At 72.5% G+C, this 19243-nt stretch carries 19 protein-coding genes; 11 read left to right on the forward strand and 8 right to left on the reverse strand.

Annotated elements, in window-relative coordinates; all coding sequences use genetic code 11:
• Nucleotides 1-2076, reverse strand: a complete 2076-nt coding sequence (locus BTM25_RS10690) for a prolyl oligopeptidase family serine peptidase (RefSeq protein ID WP_103562886.1) — start codon at nt 2074-2076, stop codon at nt 1-3.
• A 306-nt stretch (nt 2077-2382) separates the two neighbouring features.
• On the opposite strand from BTM25_RS10690, the gene BTM25_RS10695 reads away from it, so the two are divergent.
• The 3 genes from BTM25_RS10695 to BTM25_RS10705 are packed head-to-tail and all read left to right on the forward strand — an operon-like array spanning nt 2383 to nt 3417.
• Nucleotides 2383-2892 (forward strand): HNH endonuclease, encoded by a 510-nt coding sequence (locus BTM25_RS10695; protein ID WP_103562517.1) that lies wholly within the window; start codon nt 2383-2385, stop codon nt 2890-2892.
• 6 nt (nt 2893-2898) lie between these two features.
• On the forward strand, nt 2899-3195 hold the full coding sequence (locus BTM25_RS10700) for a VOC family protein (protein ID WP_103562518.1): 297 nt from the start codon (nt 2899-2901) through the stop codon (nt 3193-3195).
• Nucleotides 3196-3207: 12 nt separating this feature from the next.
• Nucleotides 3208-3417 carry an FmdB family zinc ribbon protein gene (locus tag BTM25_RS10705; RefSeq protein WP_103562519.1) on the forward strand — a complete coding sequence of 70 codons (210 nt, stop codon included), beginning with the start codon at nt 3208-3210 and terminating at the stop codon, nt 3415-3417.
• Here BTM25_RS10705 and BTM25_RS10710 read toward each other — a convergent pair.
• From BTM25_RS10710 to BTM25_RS10720, 3 genes are all read right to left on the reverse strand, one after another.
• Nucleotides 3414-3761, reverse strand: a complete 348-nt coding sequence (locus BTM25_RS10710; RefSeq protein WP_103562520.1) for a DUF1330 domain-containing protein — start codon at nt 3759-3761, stop codon at nt 3414-3416. The two genes, BTM25_RS10705 and BTM25_RS10710, sit on opposite strands and share 4 nt — an antisense overlap.
• A 100-nt stretch (nt 3762-3861) precedes the next feature.
• Nucleotides 3862-5718 (reverse strand): dihydroxy-acid dehydratase, encoded by a 1857-nt coding sequence (gene ilvD, locus BTM25_RS10715; protein ID WP_103562521.1) that lies wholly within the window; start codon nt 5716-5718, stop codon nt 3862-3864.
• Between the two features lie 412 nt (nt 5719-6130).
• The gene (locus BTM25_RS10720) at nt 6131-6571 is read right to left on the reverse strand and encodes a hypothetical protein (RefSeq protein ID WP_103562522.1); all 441 of its coding nucleotides are present in this window, start codon (nt 6569-6571) and stop codon (nt 6131-6133) included.
• Between the two features lie 218 nt (nt 6572-6789).
• On the opposite strand from BTM25_RS10720, the gene BTM25_RS10725 reads away from it, so the two are divergent.
• Both BTM25_RS10725 and BTM25_RS10730 read left to right on the forward strand, forming a co-directional pair.
• Nucleotides 6790-7644, forward strand: coding sequence for a helix-turn-helix domain-containing protein (locus tag BTM25_RS10725; protein WP_103562523.1), 855 nt, complete (start codon nt 6790-6792; stop codon nt 7642-7644).
• Nucleotides 7641-7889 carry a DUF397 domain-containing protein gene (locus BTM25_RS10730; RefSeq protein ID WP_103562524.1) on the forward strand — a complete coding sequence of 83 codons (249 nt, stop codon included), beginning with the start codon at nt 7641-7643 and terminating at the stop codon, nt 7887-7889. The genes BTM25_RS10725 and BTM25_RS10730 overlap by 4 nt, the downstream gene beginning before the upstream one ends.
• 66 nt (nt 7890-7955) lie before the next feature.
• On the opposite strand, the gene BTM25_RS10735 is transcribed toward BTM25_RS10730, so the two are convergent.
• Nucleotides 7956-9557: a M4 family metallopeptidase gene (locus BTM25_RS10735; protein ID WP_103562525.1), complete on the reverse strand. Its 1602-nt coding sequence runs from the start codon at nt 9555-9557 to the stop codon at nt 7956-7958.
• 218 nt (nt 9558-9775) lie between these two features.
• The gene (locus BTM25_RS10740; protein WP_103562526.1) at nt 9776-10573 is read right to left on the reverse strand and encodes a nuclease-related domain-containing protein; all 798 of its coding nucleotides are present in this window, start codon (nt 10571-10573) and stop codon (nt 9776-9778) included.
• A 207-nt stretch (nt 10574-10780) separates the two neighbouring features.
• Here BTM25_RS10740 and BTM25_RS10745 point away from each other — a divergent pair, with 207 nt between their 5' ends.
• The gene (locus BTM25_RS10745) at nt 10781-12211 is read left to right on the forward strand and encodes an amidase (protein ID WP_103562527.1); all 1431 of its coding nucleotides are present in this window, start codon (nt 10781-10783) and stop codon (nt 12209-12211) included.
• A gap of 6 nt (nt 12212-12217) precedes the next feature.
• Here BTM25_RS10745 and BTM25_RS10750 read toward each other — a convergent pair whose 3' ends face one another.
• Both BTM25_RS10750 and pepN read right to left on the reverse strand, forming a co-directional pair.
• Entirely contained in the window at nt 12218-13192 is a 975-nt protein-coding gene (locus tag BTM25_RS10750) for a hypothetical protein (RefSeq protein WP_103562528.1), read from the reverse strand.
• Between the two features lie 83 nt (nt 13193-13275).
• On the reverse strand, nt 13276-15810 hold the full coding sequence (gene pepN / locus BTM25_RS10755) for an aminopeptidase N (RefSeq protein ID WP_103562529.1): 2535 nt from the start codon (nt 15808-15810) through the stop codon (nt 13276-13278).
• Between the two features lie 148 nt (nt 15811-15958).
• On the opposite strand from pepN, the gene BTM25_RS10760 reads away from it, so the two are divergent.
• The 5 genes from BTM25_RS10760 (at nt 15959) to BTM25_RS10775 (ending at nt 19193) form a co-directional block, all read left to right on the forward strand.
• A complete protein-coding gene (locus tag BTM25_RS10760) occupies nt 15959-16573 on the forward strand; it encodes a mycothiol-dependent nitroreductase Rv2466c family protein (protein WP_103562530.1) in 615 nt (204 codons plus the stop codon).
• 102 nt (nt 16574-16675) lie between these two features.
• Nucleotides 16676-17362: an energy-coupling factor ABC transporter permease gene (locus BTM25_RS10765; RefSeq protein ID WP_207656997.1), complete on the forward strand. Its 687-nt coding sequence runs from the start codon at nt 16676-16678 to the stop codon at nt 17360-17362.
• An 8-nt stretch (nt 17363-17370) separates the two neighbouring features.
• Entirely contained in the window at nt 17371-17676 is a 306-nt protein-coding gene (locus tag BTM25_RS29940) for a PDGLE domain-containing protein (protein WP_205648024.1), read from the forward strand.
• Nucleotides 17677-18441, forward strand: coding sequence for a cobalt ECF transporter T component CbiQ (cbiQ, locus tag BTM25_RS10770; RefSeq protein WP_103562531.1), 765 nt, complete (start codon nt 17677-17679; stop codon nt 18439-18441). It begins immediately after the preceding gene.
• Nucleotides 18438-19193: an energy-coupling factor ABC transporter ATP-binding protein gene (locus BTM25_RS10775; protein ID WP_103562532.1), complete on the forward strand. Its 756-nt coding sequence runs from the start codon at nt 18438-18440 to the stop codon at nt 19191-19193. Before cbiQ ends, BTM25_RS10775 begins: the two co-directional genes overlap by 4 nt.
• The last annotated feature ends 50 nt before the right edge of the window (nt 19194-19243 follow it).

Raw genomic sequence — 19243 nt, forward strand, 5'->3', positions numbered from 1 at the left:
TCAGCCGAGGTCCAGCCCGGTCTGCGCGGCCATGAACGACAGCGTGTCCGTCATCAGGTCCACCGACCGGCTCACCGACCGCGCCGCGTGCCCGACCTGTTCCTCGTTGCGCAGCAGGACCGGCGCGTCCGACGCGGTCGCGTGCTGGAGCGCCGCGCACATCTTGCGGCCGTGGAGCGGGTCGACGCGCGTGTCCTCGTCGAAGACCGTGAACAGGACGGCCGGATAAGCGACGCCCTCCCGCACGTGGTGGTACGGCGAGTAGGACAGCAGCCACTCCAGCTCGCCGGGGTCGTCGGCGGTGCCGTACTCGTCGTTCCACGTCCGTCCGAGGCCGAACTTCTCGTAGCGGACCATGTCGAGCAGCGGCGCCGAGCACACGACCGCCCGGTACAGCTCGGGGCGCTGCGTCAGTACCGCGCCGACGAGCAGGCCGCCGTTGGAGCCGCCGGAGACCGCGAGCCGGTCCGGGGTCGTCCAGCCGCCCGCGACCAGCGCCACGGCCGCGGCGTGGCAGTCGTCGAAGACGTTCTGCTTGTGCTCGCGCATCCCCGCGCGGTGCCACTCCTCGCCCTCCTCCGACCCGCCGCGCAGGTTGGCGATCGCGTAGACGCCGCCCGCCTCGACCCACGCGAGGACGCTCGCGGAGTAGCCCGGGGTGAGCGGCACGTTGAAGCCGCCGTAGCCGTACAGGACGGCCGGACGCGGCCCGTCCGCCCCCGGCCGCGCCATGACCAGCATCCGGACGGTCGTCCCGTCCCGCGAGGTGAAGGCGACCTGCTTGGTCTCGATCCGCGGGACGTCCACCGTGCCGGGCGGCGCCGCCCAGGTCGCGGTCTCGCCCGTCCGCGCGTCGTAGCGCAGCACCCGCGCGGGCGTCACGTTGTCGGTGTAGGAGAACCACGCCTCATGGCCGCCCTCGGGACGCTCGGAGAACCCGCCGACCGAGCCGAGCCCCGGCGTCGGAACGGTCCCGACGCGCTCGCCGGACGCCAGGTCGTGCACGGTGATCTCGCCGATCGCATGCCGCGTCCAGGCCGCGAGCAGGACGGGACGGTCCAGGTCGTCCAGGATCGCGAAGTCCGTCAGCACCGCCTCCGGGTCCTGCGGGATCAGGTCCCGCCAGGTCTGTGGCGCCGGGTCGGACGGGTCGGTCACGCACAGCCGCGAGCGCGGCGCGTCCCGGTCGGTGAACACGTAGGCGCGGCCGTCGCGGCCGACGTACAGGCCCGTCTCGGCGTCCACGCCCTCCTGGACGGCGCGCAGCGCGGGCTTGTCCGGCGACGAGGCGGCCAGGTCGGCGATCCACAGGTCGTTGCGCGGCGCCGTGCCCTGGGACGCCGAGATCGTCAGCCAGCGGCCGTCGCGGCTCACGCTCGCACCGTAGTAGTTCGTCTTGTCGCGCCCGTCGCCGAAGATCTCGGCGTCCTCGGCGGGGTCGGCGCCGACGCGGTGCAGGTAGACGCGGCGGTGGTACTGGTCCTCGCCGTCGGGGACGTCCTCGGGCGGGAGCCGCCGGACGTAGTAGTACGCCTCGCCGCCGGGCAGCCACGCCACCGACGAGTAGCGCGCCCGGTCGATCGGCCCTTCGACGGGCGCGCCCGTCGCGGCGTCCAGGACGTACAGCAGCGACTCCTCGTCGCCGCCGCGCGAGATCTTGTAGGCGACGCGGCGGCCCTCCTTGTCGGGCTGCCAGCCGTCGAGCGTGGTGGTGCCGGCGTCGTCCAGGGCCATCGGGTCGACCAGGACGCGTTCGGTGCCGTCCGGATCGGTCGTCACGAGCACCGCGTGCTCCTGGGCGGGGTCGCGGCGGGTCTGGAACAGCCGTCCGCCGCGCCAGACCGGCGTGCCGACGTGGCCCGCGCCGAGCAGTTCGGTGAGGCGGGCGCGGAGCCGGTCCCGTCCGGGCAGGCCGTCGACCGCCGCGTGGAACAGGGCGTCCTGGGCGGCCAGCCAGTCGCGCGTCTCGGCCGAGTCGCGGTCCTCCAGCCACCGGTACGGGTCGGGCACCTCGCGGCCGTGGAGCACGTCCACGACGTCCTGGCGGCGCGCGGGCGGATATGTCGGTCGGCTCATGATCCGCACTGTATTCGGCGACGATCTTCGTGTGCGCGGCGCGTCCCGCCTCGTCCGGACGTGATGGGGACAACACTGTGACCTTCGTGGTTCGCGCGGGGTTCACGGGTTCGGCCGGGCCGAGGGGCGGGGAGATATGGGGTAGCGAACGACCTCCCTCTGAGGCCACACTGATTTCGGGTCCGTTCGCCCCTGGGGAGGTCCCTACATGGCGGGTGCACACATACCGGAAGCGATATGCGGGCCTCGGCGGAGAGCACTGCCCGCCGGGGCGATGCCGACGGCGTGCCGGCGGGAGGTCCTGTGATGCGACAGGTCCTGCTGCTCAACGCCACCTATGAACCCCTGACCACGCTGCCGCTGCGGCGCGCCGTCTGCCTCGTCCTGCGGGAGAAGGCGGAGATCGTCCACCACGACTCGTCGGGCGCGGCCCTGCACTCGGCGACGATGCGCGTGGACGTCCCGTCGGTGATCCGGCTGCGCCGCTACGTCCGGATCCCGTACCGCAGCCGCGTCCCGCTCACCCGCGCGGCGCTCATGCGGCGCGACAACTTCCGCTGCGTCTACTGCGGGCGTCGCGCCGAGACCATCGACCACGTCCAGCCGCGCAGCCGGGGCGGCAAGCACGTGTGGGAGAACTGCGTCGCGTCCTGCATGACCTGCAACCACAACAAGGCGGACCGGCTGCTGGAGGAACTCGGCTGGACGCTCCCCACCGCGCCCTGCGTGCCGCGCGGCGCGCACTGGCGGCTGATCGGCGTCATCAACGACGGTGATCCGCAGTGGGCTCCGTACGTCAAAGAACCGGCCGCGTAGCCGGGCGTGCTGTCCCTGATCGTCCTCTACACGGCGCGGGCCGCCGAATGCGTGGCGTTCTACACCGCGCTCGGGCTGGACTTCGTGCCCGAGCGCCACGGCGACGGGCCGCCGCACCACGCGGCCGTGCTGCCGGACGGCCCGGTGTTCGAGATCTACCCGGCGTCCGGCGGCGGCGACACCGGGAAGCTGCGGCTCGGCTTCACCGCCCCGGCCGAGGGGTTCGCGCCCGGACGCCATCTGCTGCGCGACCCGGACGGCCGGACGGTCGAACTCCGGGTTCCCGATACCGGTGAAGGCTGATAGGAAAAGACCGTGCCACGTTACGACTTCCGCTGCCGCTCGTGCGGCGCCACGTTCGAGGTGTCGCGTCCGATGACGGAGGCGTCCGACCCCGCGCCGTGCCCGGACGGCCACGACGACACGGTCAAGCTGCTGTCCACGGTCGCCGTGACGGGCGGCGCCGCGGCCCCCGCCCCGCGCGGCGGCGGCGGAGGCTGTTGCGGCGGGGGCTGCTGCTCCTAGCCCGCCTGGAGCGCGCGCATCCGCCGGCCGAGCGCCGCCGCGTCGTGGTCGGGGCTCGCGCCCTGGACGAGGATCGCCTCGCCGGGGATGTTCTCGGTGCGCAGCGGCAGGATCTCCTGGTAGGCGTCCGAGGCGTACCAGGCGCGGGCGCGGTCCAGGTCGGGGAACTCGATCACGACGACCGCGCCCTCGAACGGCCCCTCGACCACCTCGGCGTCCGCGCCGTGGACGAGGAACCGGCCGCCGAACGGGTCCAGCGTGCCCTGGATGCGCTCCAGGTAGGTGAACACGCCGTCGTCCAGCGGCGGGACGGGACGCAGGTGGGCCAGCGCGTAGGCGGTCATCGCGAACCTCCGGGGAGAGAACCGGGCCGTCGCCGGATCCGGCGACGGCCCCAGTCTTTTCCCTCCGGGGGAGGCGTGGCGATGACCTCCGGGGTAACCGTCAGCCGCGGTCGAGGAGCGTCACGTCGCGGGACGCGCCGGTCGACGCCGACGTCGCGAGCGCCGCGTACGCCTGGAGCGCCGCGCTGACCGTGCGCTGGCGGTCGCGCGGGCGGTAGCGGCCCAGCTCGTCCAGCAGCCGGGCGCGGCGGGCCTCCAGCTCGGCGGCCGGGACGTCCAGGTCCAGGCGGCGCTCGGGGATGTCGATGACGATGCGGTCGCCGTCCTGCACCAGCGCGATGATCCCGCCGCCGGCCGCCTCGGGGGAGGCGTGCCCGATCGACAGGCCGCTCGTCCCGCCGGAGAACCGGCCGTCGGTGATCAGCGCGCACGCCTTGCCGAGGCCGCGCCCCTTGAGGAAGCTCGTCGGGTACAGCATCTCCTGCATCCCGGGGCCGCCCTTGGGTCCCTCGTAGCGGATGACGACGACGTCGCCCTCCTTCACCGCGCCGCCGAGGATGCCCTGCACGGCGTCGTCCTGGCTCTCGAAGACCACCGCCGGGCCCTCGAAGCGCCACAGTTCCTCTTCGACGCCGGCCGTCTTGACGATGGCGCCGTCCTCGGCGAGGTTGCCGCGCAGCACGGCCAGGCCGCCGTCGCGGGTGTAGGCGTGCTCGACGTCGCGGATGCAGCCGTTCACGCGGTCGAGGTCCAGCTCGTCCCACCGGGCGCTCTGGCTGAACGCCGACGTCGTGCGGACGCCGCCGGGAGCGGCGTGGAACAGCTCGACCGCCTCGGGCAGGACGTCCGGCGACCGCACGTCCCACTTGGCGAGGAACTCGGTCAGCGACGACGCGTGGACGGACGCCGTCGTCCGGTGCAGCAGGCCCGCCCGGTCCAGCTCGCCGAGCAGCGCGGGGATGCCGCCCGCCCGGTGGCAGTCCTCGACGTGGTACTTGCCGGTCGCGGGGGCGAGCTTGCAGACGCACGGGACGCGCCGGGACAGCTCGTCGATCTCCTTGAGGCCGAAGTCGACCCGTCCCTCGAACGCCGCCGCGAGCAGGTGCAGGATCGTGTTCGTGGAGCCGCCCATCGCGACGTCCAGCACCATGGCGTTCTCGAACGCCTCCTTGGTGGCGATGTTCAGCGGCAGGACGGACGCGTCGTCGTCCTCGTAGTACCGCCGCGCGATCTCCACGACGGTGCGTCCCGCGTCCTCGTAGAGGCGGCGGCGCGCGGTGTGGGTCGCGAGCGTCGTGCCGTTGCCGGGCAGCGCCAGGCCGATCGCCTCGGTGAGGCAGTTCATGGAGTTGGCGGTGAACATGCCCGAGCAGGAGCCGCACGTCGGGCAGGCGGCCTCCTCCATCTCGGCGAGCTTGGCGTCGCTGATGGACTCGTTCGCCGCCGCGATCATCGGGTCGATGAGGTCCAGCTTGTTGCCGTTCGAGACGCCCTCGACGGGCTTGCCCGCCTCCATCGGCCCGCCGGACACGAACACGGTCGGGATGTTGAGGCGCATCGCGGCCAGCAGCATGCCCGGGGTGATCTTGTCGCAGTTGGAGACGCAGACCAGGGCGTCGGCGCAGTGCGCGTTGACCATGTACTCGACGGCGTCGGCGATCAGCTCGCGGGACGGCAGCGAGTACAGCATCCCGTCGTGGCCCATCGCGATGCCGTCGTCCACGGCGATCGTGTTGAACTCGCGCGGCACCCCGCCCGCCGCGGTGACGGACTTGGCGACGACGTCGGCGACCTCGCGGAGATGGACGTGGCCGGGCACGAACTGGGTGAAGCTGTTGGCGACGGCCACGATGGGCTTGCCGAAGTCCTCCCGGGCGACGCCGGTGGCCCGCATGAGCGCGCGGGCGCCCACCATGTTCCTGCCGTGCGTGACCGTACGTGACCTGAGCGGGGGCATGGGCCTCTCCAACCTCTGATGTTCGTGCTCGGACTGCCGCCGGAGCGCGTCGCGGGCGGCGGCGGGCCGTCCCGCACGGGCCGGCGGGGTGGCGGTCGCAGCGGCGGATCGCGGCGCTGCCCGTCGGCGACGCAGAGGTCATGTGGGGCCGACCGACCGTCCTCGCAGTCTACTCGCCGCACCGGAGGTCGCCGGAGGCGAGCCGAGCCCCGCCGGAAGCGGGCCGCCCGAGCCGCCCCGAGGCGATCCGGGCGACCCGGCGGCCAGGGGACGCGGTGCCGGCCGGGCGGCCAGGGGACGCGGGGCCGGGCGGCCGGCGGGGAGCGGGGGCGGCCGGGGGCCGGGACGGGCGAAGGCCCGCGCGGGGGGCGCGGGCCTTCGCTGTGGGGGAGAGGATGGTCTGGCGGACGTGTCAGGCGACCCACACCATCTCGGCGTGCAGGCGCCGGGCGGCACTTTCGGGGCTCTGCCAGTGCCCGAAGGCGCGGCCCTCCAGCGTGAGCGTGGTCGCCGACCCCCGGGGGAGCGCGACGCCGTACGCGACGACCGCGAGCTGGGCGTTCGGGGCGTCGTCGGCGTCGTCGGCGTCGTCGTCGGATTCGCCGGGGCCGTGGACGTTCTCGCCGTCCCGCTCCGGGAAGATCACGCGGACGAGCAGGAACAGCCGCAGCCGCTCCCCGCCGAGCAGCCGCGCGGCCAGCTCGGCGTCCGCCGCCTGCTCCTCGGGGGTCAGCTCCGGGTCGAGCAGCGCCTTGACGATGGCGTCGCTCTCGGCGGACGTTTCGGGCTCGTTCGTCCCGGACGCCCCGACGTGGTAGACAGGCTGGCGTTCGGACTCGTGGATGCCGTCCATGTGATGCGCTCCCTTCCGAGCACCCCGGGCCGGGACGGCCTGCCGCCAAGCACTGACCGTCCCGGCCCTTCTCTTTTGTCGCCGGTGCGACGCCCCAGAGGCCGCACGGCTTGATTTTTCCGATACAGCGCGTGAGAAGCCCCACACCTTCGGTAGACTGGCACATGACCAACGGTCAAGCAAGCTGATGTCGCTAAGCAATCTGATAGGTTCGTGTCATGGCACCTTCACGATGGGTCACCTTGCGGGCGCAGTGGCTCGGTCAGCAGTTGCGCAACCTGCGCGAAGAGAACGGACTCCTGCTCAAGGAGGTCGCCGAGTACCTGGAGCGCGACCCGGCCACGCTGAGCCGCTACGAGAGCGGCATCTACCCGATCCAGTCGCCTGAGCTGATGAAGCTGCTCGACCTCTACCGCGTCTCAGACGAGCACCGCCGCTTCACCTTGCTCAAGCTCGGCGACGAGGCATGGCAGAAGGGTTGGTGGGACGGCTACTCGCCCGACCTGGCCGATTGGTTCAGCGACTACATCTGGCTGGAGTCCCGCGCCGACCGCATCCAGATGTTCGACAACGTCGTGCTCCCCGGCCTGCTCCAGACGGAGGAGTACGGCGAGGCAGTCATGCGCACGACGGCATGGGATCTCGACGACGAGAGCATCCGCCGCATGTTGGAGCTGCGGATGACCCGCAAGGCGATTCTCGCCAAACCAAAGCCGCCCCAGCTCTCCGTGGTCCTGGACGAAGCTGTAGTGCGCCGCGTAGCAGGCAGTCCGGAGGTCTTCGCGGCCCAGCTTCGCTACGTCGCCGAGTGCGCTGAGCGGCCGAACATCGAGATCAGGGTGCTCCCGTTCAAGGCGGGCATCCACCCGAGTGACACGGGAAGCTTCAAGATCTTCACGATGCCCGAGCCCTTCCCTCAGATCGCTCACGCGGACACGCCACAGGGGTCGATCTACATTGAATCCCCGCAGTGCGACCGCCTGGTTGACGTATACGATCGTCTGCGCAAGCTGTCCCTCAACCCCGCAGACTCGGTCGAACTGATCTCGGCCGTGGCAGAGGAGCTGGAATGAGCAAGGCCGAGACGCGCGACGTTCTGAGTCCAGACGAGCGGTCCCGGGTTGGCTGGCACATCAGCACCTTCAGCGACGGCGGCCGGCCCAACTGCGTGGAGGCTGGCCCGCTCGGGGACGGCAGCGGGCGCGTGGCCGTGCGGCACAGTCAGCACCCCGACGCCGAGCTGATCGTCTACACGCGCGCCGAGTGGGAGGCGTTCGTGGCCGGGGTGCGCAACGGGGAGTTCGACTTCTTCGGCTGACGGCGCAGCCCGTGACAAGACGAAGCCGGTGTGCGGACGCGGGTCCGCACACCGGCTTTTCTTCGATCAGCCCACGTTCACCGCGGACCAGGTCGCGGCGACCGCCGCGTACTGCTCGCTGCCCGCGCCGAACAGGTCGCGCGCCGCGTTGAGCGTCGCGGTGCGGGCGCCCGCGTAGTTGGTGTTCGACGTCATGTACGCCGTCAGCGCCTTGTACCAGATGCGGGTGGCCGCGTCGATGCCGATGCCCTTGAGCGTCGAGCCGTTGGACGTGGGGCTGTCGTACTCGACGCCGTTGAGCGTCTTCTTCCCGCTGCCCTCCGACAGCAGGTAGAAGAAGTGGTTGGCCACGCCCGAGGAGTAGTGCACGTCGAGGCTCGCGAGCTTCGACGACCAGGCGTCGAGGGACTTGCCGTCGCGGCTGGGCTTGTCCATGTAGCGCAGCGCGGTCCGGCCCGAGCCCGGCAGGACGATCTTCTCGCCCACCAGGTAGTCCGGGACGTCCTTGCCGTTCTTGGCGAAGAACTCGACCGCCGCGGCGAAGATGTCGGACGTCGCCTCGTTCAGGCCGCCGGACTCACCCGTGTAGGCGAGCTTGGCGGTGCTGGACGTCGCGCCGTGGCTCATCTCGTGCGCCGTCACGTCCAGGCTGGTCAGCGGCCCGAAGTTCGTGCCGTCGCCGTCGCCGTACGTCATGCAGAAGCAGGAGTCGTCCCAGAACGCGTTGGCGTACTTGTCGCCGTAGTGCACACGGTTGTACGACCCCTTCCCGTTGCCGGCGATGCCGTTGCGGCCGAAGACGGTCTTGTAGAAGTCCCACGTCATGCTCGTGCCGTACTGGGCGTCCACCGCCACGGTCCCACGGTCGCCGGTCGTACCGTCGCCCCACACGTTGTCGGTGTCGGTGAGGACCTGCGACGGCGCCCGCCAGAAGCAGAAGATCAGGAAGCAGAAGTCCGACTGGTTCTTGGCGTCGCCGGTGTAGGTGCCGCCCCGGGACGGGTCGGTGAGCGTGTACCCGTACCCGCCGCCCTGCACGGTCGTCTCCAGCGGCACCGTCCCGCTGTAGAGGCTCTTGCCCTGCCCGGCCTCGGCCTCGATGGTCTCCTCGCGCGTCAGCACCTTGCCGGTCCGGGCGTCCACCGACACGTACACCCGGCTCGGGGTCCCGTCCGCCTGCCAGCCCTCGACGGCGAACCGCCACGCCAGCCGGGGCACCCGGTCGGCCGTGCGGGCCTCGTAGACGAGCTGCGCGCCACCGGTCACCTCGTGCCGCTTGTCGCTCGCCTTCTTCTCGGCGTCGCCCGCGCGCACCTCCGGCGTCGCGGCGGTCGGCGCCTTGGCCAGGCCGAGGCTGCTGCCCTTCCACCCGCCCGTCCGCGTCTGGTGCACGACCACGTCGCCGCCGAGCACCGGGAGCTTGCGGAAGGTGCGCGCCATCCGGGTGTGCGTGCTGCCGTCCCGGTCGACGATCACGTCGGTCACCGCGAACGACGTGCCCGGATCCGCCTTGACCTCGGCGCCGCGCGTCGCGGCGGCGGCCAGCGCACGCGACGCCGCGACCCGGGGCGACGGCGCGGCCGACGGTCCGGGATCCGCGTACGCGACCTGGACGGTGGCCGCGACCGTGACCAGCGCGGTGGTCGCCGCGAGACCTGCTCGCTTCATGAACGCCTCCTCCGACGGAGCGTCACGGCGCGGGGATCGACCGTGACATTTGGCGTTATTAGTCCCATATGGGAGTGGTCGTGCCTATGAAGCGAAAGGTGAAGCGGGACGGCGAGGTTGGCACTCGCCGACAAAGAGGCGCCGCAGGACCGGTGCGCGGGCCCCGGACGCGAAGAAGAGGGAAGGCCGGTGCGGCCTTCCCTCTGGGGTTCGGGGGGTCAGGACTCTTCGGGGTACTTCGGCGGCAGGGAGTTCTCGGCCGCCGCGTAGATGCGCTGGACGTCGGCCTCGGTGAGGATCGTCGGGCGGCGGCGCAGGTAGCGGCGCGCGTGCGTGCCCGAGTAGACGTCCACGTCGCGGACGCGCATCACCTTCCACGGGATGGACGGCCCGTAGATCGCCACCGACGGCTGCACCGGCACCTCGAAGCCGACCTGGCCGCTCAGGGTCTTGCTGGCCTGCTCGGCCTCCCAGCGGGCCTCGTCCAGACGGTCCTTCTTGTCGAAGGGGCCGTGGTAGAGCTTCAGGTGCGAGCCCGTCCGGATGGGGAGCCGCGAGTCCCACTTCTCGGAGTCGATCGCGTAGACGCCGCTCGGCCCGATGACGAGATGGTCGATCCGGCCGTCGCTGACGCCCTCCTCGTCCAGCGGGACGGCGCGGGCGTGCAGCACCCGGTAGCCGTTGCGCTCCAGCGTCCGGAGCTGCTTCTCGGTCTTGCGCTCGACGGCGGACGACTTCTGCCACGCCGCGACGCTGCTGGTCGGCCGCCGGCCGCGCCGGACGGCGTCCCACAGGACGTAGAGAACGCCGACCGTGATGCCGATCCGCGCGTTGACGAGCGCCGACACGATGACGGCGACGACGACGCCGATCGCGGCCCGGCGGATCCACGTGATGGTCCGGCGGCTGGTGAGCACGTCACGGAACGTCCTGGGGGGCCGGCCCTTCGCCGGGGCCTCCTCCGCGGGGGACGCGTCGGCGGGCTGCTGCGCTTCGTCGTGCTCGCTGATCGCCATGAATGACGCTCCGTGTTCCTTCCGCGCGCCGGGAACATGATTCTCCGAGCGCAGAGTAATCAGGTGCGGGGTGCGGCGACTAGCCGTGCCGGGTGGAGACTTTTGTCCCCGTTGCTGTGCGATTCGCACGAGCGCCGCCGGGGTAAGGCTACCGGCCCGGCGGGTCCGCCTGGAGACGGCCCGGCGCGGGCGTCTACCGTCGGTCGGGTGACGCAACTGCATGATCTGACGGCGCTGGACCTCGCGGCGGCGATCCGCGCCCGCGAAGTGTCCCCGACCGAGGTCGCCGACCACTACCTGGACCGGATCGACCGGCTGAACCCGCAGGTCGGCGCGTATGTGACGGTCACCCATGAGGTCGCGCGCGGGCAGGCGGAGCGGGCGGAGAAGGCGGTGCTGGACGCCGCTGACCCGGGGGACCTGCCGCCGCTGCTGGGCGTCCCGGTGCCCGTGAAGGACCTCGCGATGGTCAAGGGTGTCCGAATGACCCTGGGATCGGAGGTTTATTCAGACCTGACCGGATTCGCTGATGATCATATCGTCGTCGCGCTGAGGGAAGCCGGATCTATCCTTCTGGGTAAGACCAACACTCCCGAATTCGGCCTGCCTTGTTACACCGAAAACGGCGTGTCCGATCCCGCGCGGACGCCCTGGGACCTCACCCGCTCGGCGGGCGGCTCCAGCGGCGGCGCCGCCGCGGCCGTCGCGGCGGGCCTCGCCCCGGCCGCGCAGGGCAGCGACGGCGGCGGCTCGATCCGCATCCCCGGCAGCGCGTGCGGCCTGTTCGGCATCAAGCCGACGCGCGGCCGGATCTCGCAGGGACCGATCGTCCCGGACCTGTTCGGCCTGTCCACCGGCGGCCCGCTGGCCCGGACGGTCCGCGACGCCGCCCTCCTGCTGGACGTCATGACCGGCTCCCTGCCCGGCGACCTCTACGCCGCGCCGCCGCTCGCGCCCGGCGAGACGTTCCTCGGCCACGCCGGACGCCCGCCGGGACGGCTCACGATCGCCCGCAGCGCCGTCCCGCCCGTCCCCGGCGCCGAGGTCCACCCCGACTGCCTGGCGGCCTACGAGTCCGCGAGCGCGCTGCTGGTCGACCTGGGCCATGAGGTCGTCGACCTCCCCGAACTGGTCGGCACGGACCTGCTGCCCCGCTTCGAGACGATCTGGGCCGCGATCGCGACCCGCACGCCCGTCGACCCCGCCGAGGAGCACCGCCTCCAACCCCTGACGCGCTGGCTGCGCGAACGCGGCGCGGCGATCACCGCGCCCGAGCTGATGGACGCCCTGACGGCCTTCCAGACGGCGATGCGCTCCGTCCTGCCGCTCACGAACCGGTACGACGCGATCCTCCAGCCGACGCTCGCCCAGCCGCCCGCCCCGATCGGCTACTTCCACGACTGCGCACCCGAGGAGAACTTCCGCCGCCAGACCCTCTTCACGCCGTTCACGTCCGTCTACAACGTGTCGGGCCAGCCCGCCGTGACCGTCCCCCTGCACTGGACGGACGAAGGACTCCCCATCGGCGTCATGCTGGCCGGACGCATCGGCGCCGAGGGAGACCTCATCGCCCTGTCGGCCCAGCTCGAAGAGGCCGCCCCCTGGATCCACCGCACCCCGCCCCTCTGGACGGCCTGACGCCCGTCAGCGGAGCACGCCGAGAAGGCGGCCGGCCACGTCGTGCAGAAGGGTGTCGGAGCGGATCGGCGCCCCCGCGACGGCGGAGAACAGCGCGGCCAGCCCCGGAAGCGGGTAGTCCTCGTCGTCGGTGCCCGCCAGGGCGGCCGCGGCAAGTGGCTGGTGGCGCAGCGACGCGCGGGCGCGGGACCAGGCCGTCTCGACCTCCTCGGGGGACGGGACGCCGAAGCCGTGCCCGACGGGCGCCGCGTGCCGCAACCGGACCACGGCCGTGTCGGCGAAGTCGGCGGCCAGCTTCGCCCGCGCCGACAGGTCCGTCCGGACGGGCTCGTCCAGCCGCGTCATGACGGCGCACGGCGTCCGGCAGCCGGACGCGCACTTCCCGAGCGCCGACGCGACCTGGCTGTGCTGCCGGTCCAGGTAGGCGCGCCAGCCCGACGGCGGTTCGGCCGCGACCCGCAGCGTCCGCTCGCAGGCGGAACGTTCCGGACGCGTGTGGTCGCAGCGGCGCGGCTCGCCGGGCTCGATCGGCACGCCGAACCGGCTGCCGGGGACCGACACCGACGACCCGAGCAGCGCCGGGTCGCCCGCGTGCCCGAGCACCGGCTCCCACGCCAGCAGCGGCAGGTACTCGCTCGCGATGTGCACGGCGGCCACCAGCGCCGCCATCTCGCGCCGCCGCCACCGGATCTCCACGACCTCCAGCAGCAGCGCGTAGGCGGGGCGCAGGCTCGCGAGCGCGCCGCGCGGACGCTCCCGGGGCGCCTGCGGCATCCGCGACGCCCGCGCCCGGTCCAGCAGGTCGCGCGGGACGTCGCCGACGGCCTCGGGCATCCCGAAGTCCTCGGCGTCCAGGTCCAGCACGCGCTGCCCGAACGCGCACAGCGCGGCGGCGGCCGGGTCGCCGCCGGTCAGGGCCTCCAGGTCGCCGAACGCGTGCCGCCGGGCGAGCGCCCGCAGCACGTCGCGTGCCGTCTCCACATGGTCCTCCCCGCCGTGCGCCGGCCCCCATCGTCGCAGGACCGGGGGACGCGGCGACCGGCGCACGCGGGGTCACGGCCGGATCAGGACGCGGCGGCGTCCCGGGCGCGGGCGCGCAGCGCGCGGGCCACGCCGTCGCGGCCCTCCGACAGCAGGCGGCGCAGCGCCGACGGCGGGTTCTCGGCCGCGATGTAGGCGTCGGTGCGGTCCAGCGTGGCCTGGTCGATCACGAGGAACGGGTAGGCGACCTCGGCGAACGTCTGCGACATGTCGCTCGTCCAGGACGTCCAGACCCGGCCGACCTCGGCGAAGTACCGCTCGACGTAGGGCTCCAGCAGCGCGGCGCCCTCGGCGTCCACGAAGCCGCCGATCGTCGCGCGGAACACCGCGTTCGGCAGTTCGCCGCCGGTGATCGCGGCCCACGCGGCGGCCTTGGCCTCGGCGGTCGGGATCTGCGCGCGGGCGCCCGCGGCCTGCCGCTCGCCGGCGGCGGTCGCGTCCCGGGCGGCCTCGGCGTCGATCGCGGCGGCCCCGGCGCGGCCGGTCGCGACGAGACGGCGCAGCAGCGTCCAGCGCAGGTCGGTGTCGACGGTGAGGCCGTCGAGGACGGACGACCCGTCCAGCAGCGCCGCGATCCACGCCAGGTGCTCGTCCGACGTGGCGACCCCGGCGAACGCCTGGAGGTAGGCGAGCTGGAAGTCCGAGCCGGGCGCGGCCTCGCGGGAGAGGTCGTAGAGCGCGTCGGCGAGCAGCCGCAGGCCCTCGGGACGCCACTCGGGCGCCGCGTACTGCTGGACGGCCGTCCGCGCCTGCCGCAGCAGCGTCTGGAGGACGGTCATGTCCGTGACGCCGCGAATGCCGCTGATGACCAGCTTGATGTAGTCGCGCGTGGCCATCTCGGCGTCGCGCGTCATGTCCCACGCCGCCGACCAGCACAGGGCGCGCGGCAGGCCGTCCCGGATGTCCCCGATGCCCGCGACGAGCGTCCGGAGCGAGTGGTCGTCCAGCCGGATCTTGGCGTAGGTGAGGTCGTCGTCGTTGACGAGCACGAGATCGGGCCGGGCCGTGCCGATCAGCTCGGGGACGTCCGTGCGGGCGCCGACGACGTCCAGCTCCACCCGGTCGCGCCGGACGAGCCCGTCGGCCGTGCGGTCGTAGAGCCCGATCGCCACGCGGTGCGAGCGCAGCGTCGGGTAGTCCGCCTTGGCCTCCTGGAGCACGGCGAACGACGTGAAGTTGCCGTCGCCGTCCACTTCATAGGACGGGCGCAGCGTGTTCGCCCCCGCCGTCTCCAGCCACTCCTTCGACCAGGACGCCAGGTCGCGCCCGGACGTCTCCTCCAGCGCGTCCAGCAGGTCGGCGAGGACGGTGTTGCCCCACGCGTGCCGCTGGAAGTAGCGCCGCACCCCCTCCAGGAAGTTGTCCCGGCCGACGTAGGCGACGAGCTGCTTCAGGACGCTCGCGCCCTTGGCGTAGGTGATGCCGTCGAAGTTGACCTCGACGGCCCGGATGTCGGGGATGTCCGCCGAGATCGGGTGCGTGGACGGCAACTGGTCCTGCCGGTACGCCCACGCCTTCTCGACGTTGGCGAACGTGGTCCACGAACCCGTCCACTTGGTGGCCTCGGCCTGGCACAGGACGCTCATGTACGTCGCGAACGACTCGTTGAGCCACAGGTCGTCCCACCAGCGCATGGTGACCAGGTCGCCGAACCACATGTGCGCCATCTCGTGCAGGATCGTCTCGGCGCGGCGCTCGTAGGCGGCGTCGGTCACGCGGGACCGGAAGACGTAGTCCTCCAGGAACGTGACGCACCCGGCGTTCTCCATCGCGCCCGCGTTGAACTCGGGGACGAACAACTGGTCGTACTTGGCGAACGGGTACGGACGGTCGAAGACCTTCTCGAAGAACGCGAAGCCCTGCTTGGTCACGTCGATGATCGCGTCGGCGTCCAGGTGCTCGGCGAGCGACGCGCGGCAGAACACGCCGAGGGGGATCGCGGTGCCGTCCGGACGGCGGTACTCGTCGGTGACGACGTGGTACGGCCCGGCGACGAGCGCGGTGATGTAGGTGGAGACCTTCGGCGTCGGCGGGAAGTGCCAGACGCCGCCCGACGCCGAGTCGGCGGCCTCGTTGGTGACGACCTGCCAGTCCTGCGGGGCGCGGACGGTCAGCTCGAACGTCGCCTTGAGGTCGGGCTGGTCGAAGCAGGTGTACATGCGGTGCGCGTCGGCGGTCTCGAACTGCGTGTAGAGGTACACGCTGCCGTCGACCGGGTCCACGAAGCGGTGCAGGCCCTCGCCGGACCGCGAGTAGAGGACGTCGGCGGCCACGCGCAGCTCGTTGGACGCCGCGAGCCCGTCCAGCGGGAGCCGTCCCTTGGCCGCGTCGTAGCGCGCCGGATCGATCGGGCGGCCGTTCAGCGTCGCCTCCCGCACGACCGCGTCGTGCAGGTCGACGAAGCTGTCGGCGCCCTCGTCCGCGCAGGCGAACCGGATCACCGTCGTGGACCCGAACCGTTCCTCGCCCGTCGTGAGGTCCAGCTCCACCGCGTAGGACTCGACGGTGAGCGACCGGGCGCGTTCCCGCGCCTCATCGCGCGTGAGGTTGCCTGCCACATGGACTCCTTGAGTCGTCTGTTTCCTGGTCCCCCCATATCTACCAACCGGGCGGCGCCGGGGGCCGGTCCGCGGCGCGGGAATGGGGCGCGGCGGCGCGGGGTTGCCGCTGGTGTTGGTGTGGAACGGCCCATTGGAGGGGTTTCTCTTGGCGCAGGACGACCGCACGGCGGTGGACTTCTGGTTCGACCCGCTGTGCCCGTGGGCGTGGATGACGTCGCGGTGGATTCTGGAGGTCGAGAAGCAGCGGCCGATCGACGTCCGCTGGCACGTCATGAGCCTGTCGGTGCTCAATGAGGACAAGGACGTCCCCGAGAAGTACAAGGCGCTGATCGAGGCCGGCTGGGGTCCGGTGCGGATCTGCATCGCGGCCGAGCAGAAGTACGGCCCCGAGGTGCTCGGGAAGCTCTACACCGAACTCGGCACGCGCCACCACCACGAGAAGGCGCCGTACGAGCGCGCGACCTTCCTCGCGGCGCTGGAGGCGGCCGGGCTGCCCGCCGAGCTGGCGGACGCGGCCGAGTCCACCGAGTACGACGCGGCGGTGCGCGCCTCGCACGCCGACGGCATCGACCGGGTCGGCCAGGAGGTCGGCACCCCGGTGATCGCGGTCGGCGGGAACGCGTTCTTCGGCCCGGTCGTGTCGCCCGCGCCGCGCGGCGCGGCCGCCGCGAAGCTCTGGGACGGCGTGCTGGCGGTGTCGGAGACGGACGGCTTCTTCGAGCTGAAGCGCTCCCGGACCCGCGACCCGATCTTCGAGTGACGGCTTACTGCCCCTAGGGGGTAGTTGCGACTGTCTTGCATCTACGCATCCATGCCGTCAAACTGGTGGGAACTGGAACGATCTGCCAGGACGGGGATGGGTGTGCACGTACCGGATGGGTTCATCGACGCGCCGGTGTCGGCCGGAGCGGGCGTCGTGGCCGTCGCGGGCGTCGCGCTCGCGCTGCGCGGCGCCCGCCGCGAACTGGACGACCGCACCGCGCCCCTCGCGGGCCTGACGGCGGCGTTCGTCTTCGCGGCGCAGATGCTCAACTTCCCGGTCGCCGCCGGGACGAGCGGGCACCTGCTCGGCGGCACGCTCGCCGCGATCCTCGTCGGGCCGTGGACGGGCGTGCTGTGCGTGTCGGTGGTCCTGCTCGTCCAGGGCCTTCTGTTCGCCGACGGCGGGCTGACGGCGCTCGGCGTGAACATCGTCAACATGGCGTTCGTGACCGTCCTGGTCGGCTACGGCCTGTTCCGCCTGCTGCTGCGGGTGCTGCCGCGCACGCGCGCGGCGGCGGTCGGAGCCGCGTTCGCCGGAGCGGTCGTGTCGGTGCCCGCCGCCGCCGTCGTGTTCACCGGCATCTACGCGCTCGGCGGCACCACGGACGTGTCGATCGGCAAGGTCGCCGCCGCGATGATCGGCGTCCATGTCCTCATCGGGATCGGCGAGGCGCTGATCACGGCGCTCACGGTGTCGAGCGTGCTGGCCGTCCGTCCCGACCTGGTCTACGGCGCACGGGGGCTGGCCAAGCCGCTCGAACTGCGCGCCGAGCCCGTGTCCGTCTGAGAGGGACCGTGAAGAACAAGCGCTTCCTGGTCGTCTTCCTGCTGGTGTCGCTCGTGCTGGCCGGGATCGTCAGCCACTACGCCAGCTCCAGCCCGGACGGCCTGGAGAAGGTCGCCGCCGACAAGGGCATCTCCGCCAAGGAGAAGGACCACTCGCTGAAGGACGCTCCGTTCGCCGACTACGGCGTCAAGGGCGTCGGGAACGGACGGCTGTCGGGCGGCCTCGCCGGGATCGCGGGCGTCGGCGTCGTCCTGCTCGTCGGCGGCGGGGCGTTCTGGCTCCTGCGCCGCCGCGCGCCCGCGCGGGACGCCTAGGTGGGCGCCGGGCACGCGCACCGGCTGTACGTGCCGGGGGCGTCGCCCGTCCACCGGCTGCCGCCGCAGTGCAAGATCGTCGCCGTCCTGGCGTTCGTGCTGGCCGTCGTCGCGACGCCGCGCGAGCGCGTGTGGGCGTTCGCGGCGTACGCGGTGCTGCTCGGCGCGGTCGCGGTCACCGCGCGGGTGCCGGTGACGCTCGTCCTGCGCCGCGTCGTCATCGAGGCGCCGTTCGTGGCGTTCGCGTTCCTGCTGCCGTTCGTCGCCGAGGGACACCGCGTCGCCGTCCTCGGGCTGCGGCTCAGCGAGGACGGCCTGTGGGGCGCCTGGAACATCCTCGCCAAGGGCACGCTCGGCGTCGTCGCGTCCCTGCTGCTGGCCGCGACGACCGAACCCCGCGTCCTGCTGCTCGGCGTCGAGCGGCTGCGGATGCCGCGCCTCATCACCCAGATCGCCGCGTTCATGCTCCGGTACGTGGACGTCGTGACCGCCGAACTCCAGCGGATGCGGGTCGCGCGGGCGGCGCGCGGGTTCCAGGCCCGGGACCTGCGCGCCACCCGCGTCCTCGCCCGGTCGCTCGGCGCGCTGTTCCTGCGGTCCTACGAGCGGGGCGAGCGCGTCCACCTCGCGATGCTCAGCCGGGGGTACTCGGGCCAGATGCCCGTCCTCGCGGACGTGGGCGCGACGCGGGCGCAGTGGACGGCCGCCGCCGCGCTGCCCCTGGCCGCCGCCCTGGTCGCGGCGGCTGCTTGGATCGTGGCATGACCCCGTCCCTGAAGGTGAGCGGCCTCGCCTACGCCTATCCCGACGGCACCCAGGCGCTCTACGGCGTGGACGTCGTGATCGGGCGGGGCGAGCGGGTCGCGCTGCTCGGGCCGAACGGGGCGGGGAAGACGACGCTCGTCCTGCACCTCAACGGGATCCTGCACGGCGGGCTCGGCACCGTCGAGGTCGGCGGGCTGCGCGTGGACGCCGGGGACAAGAAGGCGCTGCGCGAGATCCGGCGCCGCGTCGGGATCGTCTTCCAGGACCCCGACGACCAGCTCTTCATGCCGACCGTGCGCGAGGACGTCGCGTTCGGCCCCGCCAACCTCGGCGTCCGGGGCGACGCGCTGGACCGGTGCGTCACGGCGGCGCTGGAGCGGGTCGGGATGGCGCACGTCGCCGACCGTCCGCCGCAGCACCTCAGCTTCGGGCAGCGCCGCCGCGTCGCGGTCGCGACCGTGCTGGCGATGGAACCGGAGATCCTCGTGCTGGACGAGCCGTCCTCCAACCTGGACCCGGCGGGCCGCCGCGAGCTGGCCGAGATCCTGCTGAGCCTGGATGTGACCGTTCTCATGGTGACCCACGACCTGCCGTACGCGGCCGAGCTGTGCCCGCGCTCGCTGGTGCTGTCCGGCGGAGTGATCGCGGCGGACGCCCCGACGTCCGAACTGCTCGCCGACGACGCGCTGCTGCGCGCGCACCGGCTGGAGCTGCCGTTCGGGTTCGATCCTTCGGCGGTCCGGGCGCGCTAGCGGGTTCCGCTTGCTCCGGCACGCGGCGTTCGCAAGACTTACCCCTGGTA

Source organism: Actinomadura rubteroloni, assembly GCF_002911665.1.
In the GTDB taxonomy this organism is placed as follows: Bacteria; Actinomycetota; Actinomycetes; order Streptosporangiales; family Streptosporangiaceae; genus Spirillospora; species Spirillospora rubteroloni.